The organism is Pseudomonas sp. W5-01 (assembly GCF_046540435.1).
Taxonomy (GTDB): domain Bacteria; phylum Pseudomonadota; class Gammaproteobacteria; order Pseudomonadales; family Pseudomonadaceae; genus Aquipseudomonas; species Aquipseudomonas graminis_B.
In genome coordinates, this window is the sequence record NZ_JAXCIP010000001.1 from 680,238 (window position 1) to 692,114 (window position 11,877).

Annotated in this window: 15 protein-coding genes and 5 pseudogenes; 13 read left to right on the forward strand and 7 right to left on the reverse strand. The window is 53.0% G+C overall.

Annotated features, from left to right (window positions below; translation table 11 throughout):
* Positions 1-78 precede the first annotated feature (78 nt).
* Positions 79-501 (reverse strand): annotated as a pseudogene (locus SLW75_RS02895) (tyrosine-type recombinase/integrase); the annotation flags it as partial.
* Positions 494-616 (reverse strand): hypothetical protein, encoded by a 123-nt coding sequence (locus tag SLW75_RS02900; protein ID WP_410933828.1) that lies wholly within the window; start codon positions 614-616, stop codon positions 494-496. The gene SLW75_RS02900 and the pseudogene SLW75_RS02895, both read right to left, overlap by 8 nt.
* Before the next feature lie 44 nt (positions 617-660).
* Between SLW75_RS02900 and SLW75_RS02905 the strand changes: the two genes are divergently transcribed.
* Positions 661-1,497 carry a hypothetical protein gene (locus SLW75_RS02905; protein WP_410933480.1) on the forward strand — a complete coding sequence of 279 codons (837 nt, stop codon included), beginning with the start codon at positions 661-663 and terminating at the stop codon, positions 1,495-1,497.
* Positions 1,498-1,855: 358 nt separating this feature from the next.
* Complete coding sequence (locus tag SLW75_RS02910; protein ID WP_410933481.1) at positions 1,856-2,311, forward strand: hypothetical protein; 456 nt, start codon at positions 1,856-1,858, stop codon at positions 2,309-2,311.
* Positions 2,312-2,767: 456 nt separating this feature from the next.
* Here the strand turns inward: SLW75_RS02910 and SLW75_RS02915 are convergent, their stop codons facing one another.
* Positions 2,768-3,139: a hypothetical protein gene (locus tag SLW75_RS02915; protein ID WP_410933829.1), complete on the reverse strand. Its 372-nt coding sequence runs from the start codon at positions 3,137-3,139 to the stop codon at positions 2,768-2,770.
* On the opposite strand from SLW75_RS02915, the pseudogene SLW75_RS02920 reads away from it, so the two are divergent.
* The 3 genes and pseudogenes from SLW75_RS02920 to SLW75_RS02930 all read left to right on the forward strand — a co-directional run.
* Positions 3,077-3,394 (forward strand): annotated as a pseudogene (locus SLW75_RS02920) (recombination protein NinG); the annotation flags it as partial. The gene SLW75_RS02915 and the pseudogene SLW75_RS02920 overlap by 63 nt on opposite strands.
* Positions 3,391-3,972, forward strand: a pseudogene (locus SLW75_RS02925) (hypothetical protein). The pseudogenes SLW75_RS02920 and SLW75_RS02925, both read left to right, overlap by 4 nt.
* Positions 3,973-4,276: 304 nt before the next feature.
* Positions 4,277-4,696 (forward strand): hypothetical protein, encoded by a 420-nt coding sequence (locus SLW75_RS02930; protein WP_410933482.1) that lies wholly within the window; start codon positions 4,277-4,279, stop codon positions 4,694-4,696.
* A gap of 95 nt (positions 4,697-4,791) precedes the next feature.
* Here the strand turns inward: SLW75_RS02930 and SLW75_RS02935 are convergent, their stop codons facing one another.
* Positions 4,792-5,178, reverse strand: coding sequence for a hypothetical protein (locus tag SLW75_RS02935; protein ID WP_410933483.1), 387 nt, complete (start codon positions 5,176-5,178; stop codon positions 4,792-4,794).
* A 124-nt stretch (positions 5,179-5,302) separates the two neighbouring features.
* Between SLW75_RS02935 and SLW75_RS02940 the strand changes: the two genes are divergently transcribed.
* The gene (locus SLW75_RS02940; protein WP_410933484.1) at positions 5,303-5,632 is read left to right on the forward strand and encodes an MFS transporter; all 330 of its coding nucleotides are present in this window, start codon (positions 5,303-5,305) and stop codon (positions 5,630-5,632) included.
* Complete coding sequence (locus SLW75_RS02945; RefSeq protein ID WP_410933485.1) at positions 5,629-5,991, forward strand: hypothetical protein; 363 nt, start codon at positions 5,629-5,631, stop codon at positions 5,989-5,991. Before SLW75_RS02940 ends, SLW75_RS02945 begins: the two co-directional genes overlap by 4 nt.
* A 68-nt stretch (positions 5,992-6,059) precedes the next feature.
* On the opposite strand, the gene SLW75_RS02950 is transcribed toward SLW75_RS02945, so the two are convergent.
* Entirely contained in the window at positions 6,060-6,605 is a 546-nt protein-coding gene (locus SLW75_RS02950; protein ID WP_410933486.1) for a hypothetical protein, read from the reverse strand.
* A gap of 80 nt (positions 6,606-6,685) precedes the next feature.
* Here SLW75_RS02950 and SLW75_RS02955 point away from each other — a divergent pair, with 80 nt between their 5' ends.
* From SLW75_RS02955 to SLW75_RS02965, 3 genes and pseudogenes are all read left to right on the forward strand, one after another.
* Positions 6,686-7,300 carry a putative metallopeptidase gene (locus SLW75_RS02955; RefSeq protein WP_410933487.1) on the forward strand — a complete coding sequence of 205 codons (615 nt, stop codon included), beginning with the start codon at positions 6,686-6,688 and terminating at the stop codon, positions 7,298-7,300.
* Positions 7,301-7,342: 42 nt separating this feature from the next.
* Positions 7,343-7,516, forward strand: a pseudogene (locus tag SLW75_RS02960) (DUF2280 domain-containing protein); the annotation flags it as partial.
* Between the two features lie 21 nt (positions 7,517-7,537).
* Positions 7,538-7,672 (forward strand): annotated as a pseudogene (locus SLW75_RS02965) (DUF2514 family protein); the annotation flags it as partial.
* A gap of 9 nt (positions 7,673-7,681) precedes the next feature.
* On the opposite strand, the gene SLW75_RS02970 reads toward SLW75_RS02965, so the two are convergent.
* Together SLW75_RS02970 and SLW75_RS02975 are read right to left on the reverse strand one after the other, a co-directional pair.
* Positions 7,682-8,383, reverse strand: coding sequence for a DUF4145 domain-containing protein (locus SLW75_RS02970; protein ID WP_410933488.1), 702 nt, complete (start codon positions 8,381-8,383; stop codon positions 7,682-7,684).
* Positions 8,384-8,632: 249 nt separating this feature from the next.
* Positions 8,633-8,815: a hypothetical protein gene (locus SLW75_RS02975; RefSeq protein WP_410933830.1), complete on the reverse strand. Its 183-nt coding sequence runs from the start codon at positions 8,813-8,815 to the stop codon at positions 8,633-8,635.
* A gap of 129 nt (positions 8,816-8,944) precedes the next feature.
* On the opposite strand from SLW75_RS02975, the gene SLW75_RS02980 reads away from it, so the two are divergent.
* The 3 genes from SLW75_RS02980 (at position 8,945) to SLW75_RS02990 (ending at position 11,555) form a co-directional block, all read left to right on the forward strand.
* Entirely contained in the window at positions 8,945-9,241 is a 297-nt protein-coding gene (locus SLW75_RS02980; RefSeq protein ID WP_410933489.1) for a hypothetical protein, read from the forward strand.
* A complete protein-coding gene (locus tag SLW75_RS02985) occupies positions 9,234-9,584 on the forward strand; it encodes a LexA family protein (protein WP_410933490.1) in 351 nt (116 codons plus the stop codon). Before SLW75_RS02980 ends, SLW75_RS02985 begins: the two co-directional genes overlap by 8 nt.
* 453 nt (positions 9,585-10,037) lie before the next feature.
* The gene (locus tag SLW75_RS02990) at positions 10,038-11,555 is read left to right on the forward strand and encodes a YecA family protein (RefSeq protein WP_410933491.1); all 1,518 of its coding nucleotides are present in this window, start codon (positions 10,038-10,040) and stop codon (positions 11,553-11,555) included.
* Positions 11,556-11,877: the final 322 nt, after the last annotated feature.

Genomic DNA, 11,877 nt, shown 5'->3' on the forward strand with positions numbered 1-11,877 from the left:
AGAATCAGGCGCTTACGGAGTAATCCGAAGCGCCTTTTTTCTCTCCAGATTTCCGCAATCGAGAATTCTTTCCGCAATTCACTTTGTGGAGGTGATTTTCTTGCCTTTCCGCTTCCTGATGTAATGCTCCGTCATGACGACGGTGGTGTGTCCCAGCTGGTCTTTTGCCTGCAGGATGTCACCACTGCTTTCTGCCTTGTCCGTGCCTGCTTTGGCGCGAAGATCCCTCATCTGGAAGTCAGCTTTCGGCACGCCCGCAGCCTCCCTGGCATCATCGAAACGCTTGCGGAGAATGGCGGTGGTCATTGCCGCGCCTTCAACGGTGACGATCAACTTTGTCGACCTGACCTTTAGCGCAGCTTTGCGAGCAGATATCCGCGTCAACACCTCCTCCAGCTGTCCGGCTACCTCCATACGCTGCATTGCCGCCGTTTTATTCTGCCGAATCGACAGGTAGCCACCGGTGATGTCTCGCTCGTCCATCTTGAGAACGTCAGCCACCGGCGCCGCCACCGCAGCAGAAGAAGTCTACGACGATCTCATCGTCTTGCGGGTCGAAGCTGAGGCCGTATTGGGTTTTGAACTCGAAGGGTTGTTTCATCTGATGTGAAGACATGTAAAATCCTTGCATGTAGATGACTATATAAAGTGAGAGAAATAATGCCCCAGAAGAAGCTGCCAAAAATACAAAAACAAGGTGAATGTATATTCTGCTCTGGCCCTAAACTTTCTAAGCAGCATGTGATCCCTGACTGGATTTCAGAGCATCTGCCACCTTCGGCGTACAAACAGACTGTATCCAGTACATCGATCGGGTTTGCACTTGGTCAGGAAGAGGCAATTGTCAGACTCGGCACGCCCTTTGAAAAGAATCACAATGCCCAGTTTGGACAGGTCAAGATTCGGAATGTATGCGTTTTCTGCAATGGCGGCTGGATTTCGCGACACGAGCAGAAATCAATACCAGTGATGAAAAATCTCATCCTCGGGAAAGACTTTATATTTACTAAGGCAGATGCTAAAGCAGCGGCGATCGCAATTTTACTTATGGCCATGATGAACGAGTTTACAGATCCTGACCGGACGAGGCGCTCTATTCCTTTGGCTCACCGACAGTTTCTGATGAATAGGCTTACACTTCCTCCTAATTGGTATATAGGTGTGGGAGTAATGAAGGATGTGGGTGAGTCTAAATGTACGAGTCATCACGTCATTGACAGGAACCCCTCTCGATACGTAGCAGCTCATGTTGCAGTCCAGATATATACCGTCCGGCTCGGTCGAGCAGTCTTTCAAGCTGTGATGTATGAGGGAGTGAATTATCCTATAAGTTTCAAATCCGGCCAGCTGTTACAGCTCTGGCCGCATGTTGATAGCCCCAAGAGCTGGATGTCTTGCCTGGATCCTCTGGAAGAGGATGATTTCGTCAGCTTGTCAAATGAGGTGTTTCACCGAATAAGGGCTAGCCTCATGTCTAAATATAGTCCGTCTAATTGAACGCCTTTAATTCATCTTTCGACGCTAATTAGTTGGCACAGTGCACCGTCATGAACAGCCATTGACAGACGGCGTTCCGTTGGTATAGACGCATCTCAAGCTGTAGCTATCTGTGACCGAGACTTTGCTGTGTGCGCCGACTCCTTGAAAGCAGGGCGCAGCATCGAAGCGAGGGAGTAGAACCGCCGTCTTTGGCTCGTGGGATCCTGCTATCTCGTTTACCTACTCGGAGTGCTGATGCGTTATGAACTTGCTCATGGCAATGTTCCATGCGAAAGCCTCCGATAGTTCAGTGGCGAATTGGCTAGTGGTGGGCTATACGTGATGACCGGCATGGGGCCGGGTCAGGGAGATGTAGATGTCAACCGTTGAGCAGATGCTTTACAACATCCAGAAGTTTCAAATCCTATCGCTTTTTGCAAATGATTCAGCAAACAGAACGGTATCTCCTGCCTATGCTTTTGCGTGGGACAAGAATCTTTTTCCGGTCGGGAGCCATGGTTGCGACTGGCATGATGCCCATGAGGCTTGCTTCAAAATCCGCAAAACGCAGGTGGATGAGCTTGCTGAGTTTCTTGATGATCTTGAGCGAGAAGGCAAGACGATTTCCTTCTATCAGCTCGAAGATCATTATGATGTCAGGTCCGGATCTACCTGGGATCGGATGGATTTAGTGTTTGTCTGCCGGTATTTCAGATTGGATGGATGGTTCAGTGAAGAGTTTTGGAAAGGCATGGCTGGCCATTCCGACTGTCCCTCCGAGTCGCATTCGATCTTACAAGACTATGAGGCTAAGGACGTTCACTTCGAATGACGAGGTCTGGTGATCCACCTCGTCGCAGGATCGCGCGCAATATCTCGGCGTGACCGAGCCCAGACCTGACGCGCAAACTTCGGTGTAATTACGAATTCTGCCGCGTCAGCCTTCCTCATACGTCCCCCTCCATTGCGGGATCGGCAGGCGACCCATAATCCGCGCGGCGACTACCGATTTATCAGATCAAGAAAGGTAAAACGGTGATGCCAAGCGCCTCGGGAAAATGTAGCAAGTCTGCTGCTGGTTGAGCTCGACTCAAGTTCACCAAATTCGATCATCATGGCTGCGACGAAGGGGCTGGGTTGTGTCAACGTCCCGATGCTGGATATCGCGAGGAGGATTCGCGACTAGATATCGAGTCGGTTTGTTTACCGGCCAGTTTCGCCGGGGAGCCGATTCGAGAACCGGCACAGGTCAGCTAGTTGCTCCCAAATCCAAGCCGATCTGACTCACTCACTCCGCACAGACCGGGTTCAGCCAGATGCATTCCGTGCGGCTTGCCGTGCCGCGCCCTGCCAATATCCGCGCCGACGTGCTGTGGTGGCTCCAGTCAGCAAGCAGCTCGCTGTACAGCTCGCTTGGGTAACCGGACAGCACGACCATTCCTTCTAGCTCGAGCAAAACGCCGAGCAGCTTCCGGTGTTCTTTGTCGTCCATCTCATGCCGGTAATAACGCCCAGTCGATGCGCCTTTGTACCTGGTGTCGCGCATGTACGGCGGGTCGACGTAATGCAGTGTAGTCGCTGCGTCGTGTGCGGTGATGACGCCGGACAGCCTTGCATCAGTTGCGGCCGCTTCCATCAGGGCAAGAACGACGCGGGTCACTACCGCACCGTTGCAAGCGCGCCTGAGCTGCGCTTCGAGCCCCTGCACTGCCACCTGCAGCCCTCGCCCTGCAACACGCACAAGTCCGGCGACATCGTAAACTACCGAATCAGCCTAGTGCAGCGCATCGGCGCGGAGAAGGTCGCGTGGCTGGAAGGTCCGCACGCGCCCAAGAAATACACGGTCAGTGACCTGAAGGCGCTGACTGCGCATTACCGAGAACTGACCAGAGCACTGAAGAGGGGAGCAGCATGAAGATTTTTTCCGCACGTCAGGCCTGGCATGACTGCACCTACAACCCGGCGCCGGGACAGAGTTCGGACGTGGTGCAGCTCGGGGTTGTCGTCCAGAGCACGAAACGCGGCCCCACAGCGAACCCCGCCATCCACAGCGCGCTGGCCGGGCACATCCAATCGGCGATCGCCAAGCTCCATCCGCAGGTCCGAGTGTTCGGAGAATACATGTATGCGGCTAATCGGGACGACGATATCCGCGAGGCTGCGGAGGTGGTCGGGTTTGGCTTGGTGGTCTCGAAGTCCAAGCGCATGACCGCGGCTAAGCGCGAGAAACTGGAGTACGTGGTGAAGGGCGTGATGTCCAGGTACCGCTACATGCACCAGGGCGGGCAGTCGGCAAACGAAGACCCACTGATCAAACCGGAGGGGTTCCGAGGTTGGCTGATGGCGGAGTATGGGGTGCGACTTGAATCGTGCAACTGGGACCGCGATTGAGAGTGCTTTGTGAGGTTGGCTTTTGATTGCTGCGAGGACCTGGATCGCATGGCGTTGAGCCCGGTAGGGGCGATGACCTATTCGATGAAGGCGGCCACTTGACTTCATGTGCGGCTGAGGGCATCACTTTGTTACGTTGAGTATTTTGCCTACGGCAATTTGCTCCAAAAACCTGCCTTAAGCAGTTTTTTTTTGGCCTTTTTTTTGGGAAAGGTTGAGCAAGTCATGACGCGGAATTCAGCAGCTCCGTTACAGCCGGTCCGAGATGCTCAGGTTTGCAATGCCAAGGCACCATGGACGCTTGCTACCGGTTTTATCCGAGCCGCCCTTGGCCTGCGTCGTCGAAATCAAGATTCTGGTAAACATGCCGATAACTCCTGATATCCAATTCAGGGAAGACAGGATCATGTTCGGATTTCTCGCAGACAAAGCAAAAGCGTTCGGTGAAGCCGTTGGAGAAAAGGTCGTGTCTGCTAAAGACGCCGTTTTGGAAGGAGTGGGTGGGGGCGCGTCCGCGACGATCGGATACGTTGAACAGCACTGGACCGAGATTGAGCGGGTCGTCGTTGACGGGCTGCTGACCGTCACCCACGACCGACTTCAGGACGACGAGGTTTTTCTGATGGCGGTTGAAAAGATTTTTGAGTTGTTGCCAATGCCGATCCGATTGGTTTTACCTCGAACAGCCTTCCAGAAGCACAGCTTGCAGCACAGAGAATCCATTGTTCGCCAAATTGAGGCGAAGCGGGCGCAGCGGCTCAGTCTGTGCGGCCCCGCGAGCACGAGTTCCGATGCCGAAGAGACATTCGAAAAAAGCCCGGCGTAGTGCCGGGCTCCTGATTTTGTCACATTGAGTATTTTGCCTAAGGCAAGTTGCTCCAGAAGCCCGCCATTCGAGCGGGCTTTTTGTGCCCGAGCCTGTTAGAAGTCGCTCTTCTTGAAGGAAGCTGGGTTCGCTTGATCGTTAGTTATTTTCAGATTTCCGCCGTCAATGCTGTAGGTGGTCATCGCGTCGCCCGCAGCGTAGTTTTCGCGCCAGCGGCCCCACTCGCGAGTGTCGGTGAGGAACGTACGCCATACCACTTGGTCGCCATCAATCTTGCAGCGATATTTGAAGCTGTCGCCGTCAGGCCGCTTGTAGGAAATTTCAGGTGGATCTGCATTCACCGTCTTCATGGATTTTGTTTTGCGTCCCATCTCTACCGATATTGTGGCTTTGCATAATTCAGCAGGTGAGAAGTCGGCAGCTTGGGCAGATGCCGCAGCAATAGAAACCGCGGCTGTGGCAGCGATGAGAATGGCTTTCATTTATTTCGTCCGTGAGGCTTATTGCGGGAAGCGCATCCTATCGGGTGAACGGATTACATATCAAATTTGTGGTGCCAGAACAGAAATCTGATGTCGCTATGCATGCCTGTATGGAGTCGAGCGCATGAAGTTTTTACACCGCCTGCTCGACAATCTCGACTGGCTTATCGCAGGGCTGATGGGCGCAATCGTCGCCAGCTGGTGGCACAAGGATGACCTCAAGGATCTGTGGTCGTGGGTGATCTTTCTCGTCACCGGGATCGCTTGCGCGTTTTACCTCACCAGTATCGTGTGCGACCAGCTCAGCGTGGTCGACCCCAGCGATGTAGCGGGTGTGGCGTTTCTGCTCGGCGCGTTCGGCGGGTCGCTTATGGCGGCGACCAACCGAGCCATTAAAGCCGCTGACCTTTGGGCGCTGATTCGTCAGCGGTTTGGGGGAGGTAATCCACCATGAACCTCGAACTGATCAACTCCATCGCGTGCGGGCTAATCGCGCTGTGGGCTACCTGGTGCGTGTTGAGCGGAAAGGTGCGCGACGGGATCATCGGCAAGATCATCTATTCTGCGATCGCTATCAGCGGGTTTGTCGTGATGACGCGCAACCAGACATTGTTCATCGGCGCGACCAATGCCGGGCTGACGTTTCACGTATCCCTCTGCTTGGCTGGGCTGCATCATATGTTTATGGTCATGCACTGGCCAGCAGTGAAAAAGTGGATCTGCTTCAAGCTGGACTGTGAACACTGCCTTCGCGATCCGCGCGTGAGTACCCAGCCGTGTCAGATTGATCACTGCCGCAAGCATCCGAGATAGCCGAATCTATCACCAAGAAATCGAGGCCTCAGGTTAGGGAGACACTCCGCTGACGGTAAGCTGGACTGCTAAAACAGGGCATAGCTAAAGCTTGTTCGGGAAATTGTTTTCGTAACCATTCTCTCTTCGTGGTAGGTCTGGCCGGCGTTTATCAACCTCTCTCTAATCATTTCCGGAATATCTTTCTCGTCATCTAAAAAGATACCCAAGGCCCAGATTGACCGCATATCCAGCTCGGACTTACGCATTTTGGCAACCTTGGCGAGGTCGGTCACCATGTTGTTAATGCAGTTGCCTGCATTGACGTGTTGCTTAACCTCAAGCGCGATCCATCGGTCAACAGCCCAATGCTTCTTCCTGATGATGAAGTCGGCCTTGAGAAAATTTCGGTTTTTCTCGCGCCGATAATCAAACTCGATAGCACATTCACGGCCCCAGTCGGGCTCTGAATCGTGTGCTGCCAAAAACCTGGCGAACTCAATCTGAAACCAGACTTCCCACCCAGTTATGCCTGCTTCGTCGATGACCTTGAGGGACGATCGGATGGCCGGGCGCTTGAAGAAGTCCTCGATAAGGTCCCGCATGTATTCAAAATCTGCTTGTGGCTTCTTCATACAATCCTTTTGACCCTGAAGCTGCTGTAAAAGCAGGCACAGATACCGGCATTCAGCCACTATTTCAAGTGCGAAATATCATGGATAGACCGCTGCCGCCAAGACCATTGGTTGAGCTGCGCGACTTGACCATAAAGCTTGCGCCAGCACCCGGGGTCTGGGATTGGGTTGAGATGGAGATCCTCGCCGACACCGACAGCATCCACAACCCAGACCACGCCCACCTCATCGACGCTGACATTGCAGTCATGTGGGCGTCGACCAGCTTCGAAAAGGCGGGTCGTCGCGTGCTGGGCCAGGCCGAACAGGTCGCCTTCCGCGCCGGTGGTTGGCAGAAGGCACGCATGGAGCAACAGATGCGTGACTGGTTCGGCGATGTGCCGGCTTTCATCATCACCCTGGCCGCGGACTACTGCTCGACCTGCAGCGACACCGGGTTCTGCGCCTTGACCGAGCATGAGCTGTATCACCTGGCTCACGCCACCGACAAATACGGCGAGCCTGCATTCACTCAGGAAGGCGGGCACAAGCTGAAGCTCCAGGGTCACGACGTCGAAGAGTTCGTCGGTGTGGTCCGCCGCTATGGTGCGAGCACTGAGGTTCAGGCTCAGATCGATGCAGCAAACAAACCCGCCGAGGTGGGCAAACTGAATATTTCGAGGGCCTGCGGAACCTGTCTACTCAAGTCTGCCTGACCCCTGACAGACCCCTGACAGACCCCAGACGGAATCCAGCCTATGGCGACCCTGAACAACGAGGTGAAGGCCTTTATCGTTCAGGCCCTGGCGTGCTTCGACACCCCCTCGCAGGTATCAGCCGCCGTCCGAGAAGAATTCGGCATTGAAGTGCCCCGGCAGAAGTGCGAAGCCCACGACCCGACCAAGCGTGCCGGACGAGATCTCGCCAAGCGCTGAGTCACGCTTTTTGAGGACACCCGCGCCGCAATGGTGCTCTCCGACTTGTTCAAGCGGGCTGACAAAAGAGCGGGAGAGCTGGCAGGGGCTTATGACGCTGCCCGAATAGCTGGACTAGCGTGCGAGCGGAGTTACGAAAACCTTCTCCGGTGAGTTTTCTTGTTAAGGAGATTTGTTTTTCCGCTGGTCCATCCGCTCTTTTGCAATGGCAATACGTCGTGGCTCTGTGTAAATTCTCTCAAGCATAAGATGCGCGAAATCGTTAAGGTCGGCTGCATCTTGTTCCTCGAGAGTTCCTTCGTGGGCACCGTCATTGCCTTCGTTTTTAACGCAGTGTGAAAGTTCTTCCAGTGCTGCAGGGAGCACGTTGTTACGGAACAACCATTCGAGCCGCAATCCTAAACTTCTTCGGATCCTGTTGTTCATACCATTGACGTCTTGAGCGGGGAGCATTGGTCTTGTGGCGAGATCCAAGCATAATCGGAACATCGTCGCTGCCGCGTTGTAGCAACGAATTGAGCTACAGAGAGCTCCCTCCCTATACGCTTTATCTATGTTGGGGGGCAGGTAATCTGGGGGAGGGTTGGCGACCCTGTCTTTGGAAGAGACAAAGCCCTGAATTAAAAAAACATTGTTTAATGTGACGCTCAAGCCGACTAGAACTTTCTCATCGATCTTGAGCTCCATGTGGTCATTTTTCTGAACTAAAAAGAACGTAGTTGACTTGTGACAATTACGACAGGCCGCAAATACCTCAGCATTCAACTGCCAACCATATAAAAAACCCGTTTGGTGCGCTGCTTTCACATCAAACGTGATTGCTTGCGCGCCACATCTTGGACAGCCCTCAACTAGTTCGCTCATGTGATCCTTCTCGGGCGCCGCCAGAGATCGACCGTACCACGCCAGCACCCTTGTTGGAAACCGCGGTCCTGGTGTTAGCCAACGTTGCTAAGTTGGGGGCCTCGGTGCCGGATATTCCCAACCTCCTTCCCACCTCGTGCTACGGGAATTGCTCGGTTGGCGTGCAGCAATCTTTCGCTATCTCGTCCGCTCGCTCAGGCATGGACTTCGGACCTACCCATTCCCGGACGTGCATTGGGCTTTACTTCACTAGGCGGCGGTCGAGAATGTCGACCATCCCCAACGCACCTTGTCCACGCTCAAGCCTTCCTCGTTCGCTCTGATGATCTCGACGCCAGTCGTCGGCGCGACGTTGTAACGCTCGATCAGCCGCATGTCGTACCCATTAATGACCAACTGCTCTGTCGCAAGCGTCCCGAGACAATGGTTCATCGGCTAGTAGATCGAGTAGCGTCCGCACATGAGGTCACCTGTCGTAAATCGGCTTATACAGTGTTGACCGCAATCGTCCCGCTTAGTTAGCTGTACGTATATACAGTATAAAAAAAGCGAAGCCTTCACATGTACGTCCTCATCACTCCGCGCCGCCAGATGGGCGTCGCCGTACCCAAAGACCAGCTCAGCAAAACTCCGCCTTTCAAAGGCGACGTGCAGATCGTTGAGTCTCAATGCTCCGCCCTAGGCCGAATTACGCGGGAAGCCTTCATTTTGAACAGCGTCGGGCACGCGCGGGATGCTTTGCCAAGGCTTCTCGATGCCAGCGTGACGAGCATGGGTACCCAGGGCCTGATTATTTCCGGCATCGAGCAGATCCAGGAGGCGTTCTACTTTCAGTCGTGGTGGTGCCGCTTTGAATAACGACATGGCGCCTGATCACCTAGACCTCTCTCTGGACGAGTTCCTGAACATTCGCGCGCCGGGCACTTACCTGGTGAAGGTTGAAGGCGACAGCATGGAGGGTGCGGGCATCTTCTGTGGTGATCTGCTGATCGTGGACAAGGGGATCGATGCCAAGGCAGGGCGGGTCATCATCGGCGTGGTTAATCAGCAGCCGCTGGTCAAATACCTCACTTTTGTGAGCTGTCACACGGTGCTGCGCTCGGCAAACCGAAAATACCCCGACCGCTTCATCATGGAAGGAGACGACTTCGATATCTGGGGCGTGGTCACGCACAGCATTCCTGATCACGCGAGGAATTGATCATGCACGCCGGGGATCGGGGAATTGTTTTACAACAAACCGGCGGCGATCTACCCAGCGAGACGTGAGGGCGCGATTCATAATTGGGCGACGCAAAAGTTTGGACCGGTCAATTTCAGCGATCAGGGGGAATTGCGGGAAAAGCAAGAGGGCGCCGATGCGGCACGATATCTGTCTGCCAAACACTTTTGCAGCGAAACTGGCAGACCGCCTAATCGTTGCCATCATGATTACGCTTCGATGTAACTGACCACCGCAGGGTCGGAGTCCTCGTACCGATTCATACTAAGTGATGCATTTCGCGGCTGTGAAACAGGGTACGACGAATCGGTTTCTCGGACCAATGACCTTAGTTCGCTGGCATTAGCGGACTGGGAAATTATACCGCGACCAGGACGTCGGCCTCGAGTGTACGGTAGCTAAAAATACGGTGGGAAAAGATGAGGTGCGAAAATGCCAGTATTCAGACATTCTGAGGGAATGGCTGTAACTATCGAATGTGGAGGCGGTATTATGTCTATGGCGGGTGGAGTCACTGAGTCCGAGCGGTTGCTTTCTCAGTTTTGTCAAAATTCTTTCCTTAAGCTTTGGACTTACCCAAACCCATACAAAGATGATGGGAAGGAGATGTGTGACTCTATCGCAGTCTTTGGGGTTCATGTCTTTATATTCTTCGATCGACATAACGTTTTGCCTCATACGACGGATAAGGACCCCCTGATTCTTTGGGAGCGGTGGAAGTCGAAAGTCATTGATAAGCAGATTGTCACAGCCCATGGAGTCGAGCGTTATATCAAAAGTGGTAAGCCAATATTTTTCGATGGAAAAAGGACTCGAATTTTCCCCTTAAATATCGATTTGGAAAAGGCAATCTTCCACAAGATAATAGTTGCTCACGGCGCTAGGGATGCTTGCATTAATGCCTCATCTGAAAATATTTACGGAAGTCTGGGGATAACTTATACAGATATTACCGAAAAGGCGCCCGCCGGTTCAGCTCAACCTTTTTCATTGGTCCTGGATAAGAAAAGACCCGTAAATATTTTGGATAGCCATAACCTTGAAATAATACTCGGAGAGCTGGATACCGTAACGGATTTTGCTAATTATTTGGACGAAAAGGCCGCAGCTATCAGTAAGCTCAAGGTACTTAGTTACTGCGGCGAAGAGGATCTTCTCGCACACTACTATAGAAACCTCGATGAGAATAGGCAGCGCCATTTTATAGGAAGCGACGATCCAGATGTGAATGGGGTGATGATCAGTGAGGGGGAGTGGAAGGGCTATATTGAGTCCGATACGTACGCTGCGACGAAGGCCGCTAATGTAGTTTCGTATATGTGGGACGAGCTAATACAAAGGACCTGTCAGTATTTCATTGACGAAAAGCTAATGGGCAATGCTGACTTGCTACGAGGGCCTAGCGCGATATACGAAATGGTACAAGAGCCCCGCTTCATGCGCAGATGCTTGGCCCAACGCTTGCTGGAGGCGATAGAAACGTTCCCTGCAATGGAAGGTGGCGCTAGAAAAGTAACGATGATGTCCTCTATCACTAAAACTACTGCGTATTTGTTCTTGCAAATAAAGGTCCCTGACAGTTTCATAAATTCGCCCGATGTCAGAGAAAAGCGCCAGGCGATTTTAGAAATAGCATGCGGCGCCGCTAAAAATAAATTCCCAGGCTTCACAAAAATAGTAGGCATTGGCGTAGAGCCGCCGAAATACTCTCGCACTGTCGCTGAGGACTTTATACTAATGCCTTGCGAGGTCTGGACGGAGGAGATGCAGGCGCACTATCAACGGTTGAACAAGCTATGGAATTTCTTCGAAACGCCATCATTAACTCAGCGCAAGCTAGTGGCGAGTGAATTCCTACAGTCCCAAGGCAAAAAAAATACTGCTCAAGGCCGTAATGATCGCTGTTCATGCGGCTCCGGGATAAAGTTCAAAAAATGCTGTGGTAGGTAAATGCTAGCCACACCCGATGGATAGTTACCCAGCAAGAGTTTGGAATATTCTGATGGGATGCTTCATAATTTGAAAGCAGCCCTGCACGTCCTGCTCCGACAGTAAGTTTCCCGGCGGAAGCGCTCTAGGGTTATCGATAGATATGGCAACGACTGTCTCGGGATCCGTTTTAACAGCCATGCCATCTCCGCGTACGTCGCGCGATTCTTTATTCCACCTACCTTCATTTCCCTTATACTTCGGTATTGGAGATGAGCTTGGTTAGCTGCACCTTTTTATTTACGGGTCTTCTGTCGATGACGAACGCACGTTCCGTGGGCGA

Coding starts and splice junctions, on each gene's coding strand:
- SLW75_RS02900 (WP_410933828.1), bottom strand. CDS start 616: ATGTCTTCACATCAGATGAAACAACCCTTCGAGTTCAAAACCCAATAC.
- SLW75_RS02905 (WP_410933480.1), top strand. CDS start 661: ATGCCCCAGAAGAAGCTGCCAAAAATACAAAAACAAGGTGAATGTATA.
- SLW75_RS02910 (WP_410933481.1), top strand. CDS start 1,856: ATGTCAACCGTTGAGCAGATGCTTTACAACATCCAGAAGTTTCAAATC.
- SLW75_RS02930 (WP_410933482.1), top strand. CDS start 4,277: ATGTTCGGATTTCTCGCAGACAAAGCAAAAGCGTTCGGTGAAGCCGTT.
- SLW75_RS02935 (WP_410933483.1), bottom strand. CDS start 5,178: ATGAAAGCCATTCTCATCGCTGCCACAGCCGCGGTTTCTATTGCTGCG.
- SLW75_RS02940 (WP_410933484.1), top strand. CDS start 5,303: ATGAAGTTTTTACACCGCCTGCTCGACAATCTCGACTGGCTTATCGCA.
- SLW75_RS02945 (WP_410933485.1), top strand. CDS start 5,629: ATGAACCTCGAACTGATCAACTCCATCGCGTGCGGGCTAATCGCGCTG.
- SLW75_RS02950 (WP_410933486.1), bottom strand. CDS start 6,605: ATGAAGAAGCCACAAGCAGATTTTGAATACATGCGGGACCTTATCGAG.
- SLW75_RS02955 (WP_410933487.1), top strand. CDS start 6,686: ATGGATAGACCGCTGCCGCCAAGACCATTGGTTGAGCTGCGCGACTTG.
- SLW75_RS02970 (WP_410933488.1), bottom strand. CDS start 8,383: ATGAGCGAACTAGTTGAGGGCTGTCCAAGATGTGGCGCGCAAGCAATC.
- SLW75_RS02975 (WP_410933830.1), bottom strand. CDS start 8,815: ATGAACCATTGTCTCGGGACGCTTGCGACAGAGCAGTTGGTCATTAAT.
- SLW75_RS02980 (WP_410933489.1), top strand. CDS start 8,945: ATGTACGTCCTCATCACTCCGCGCCGCCAGATGGGCGTCGCCGTACCC.
- SLW75_RS02990 (WP_410933491.1), top strand. CDS start 10,038: ATGCCAGTATTCAGACATTCTGAGGGAATGGCTGTAACTATCGAATGT.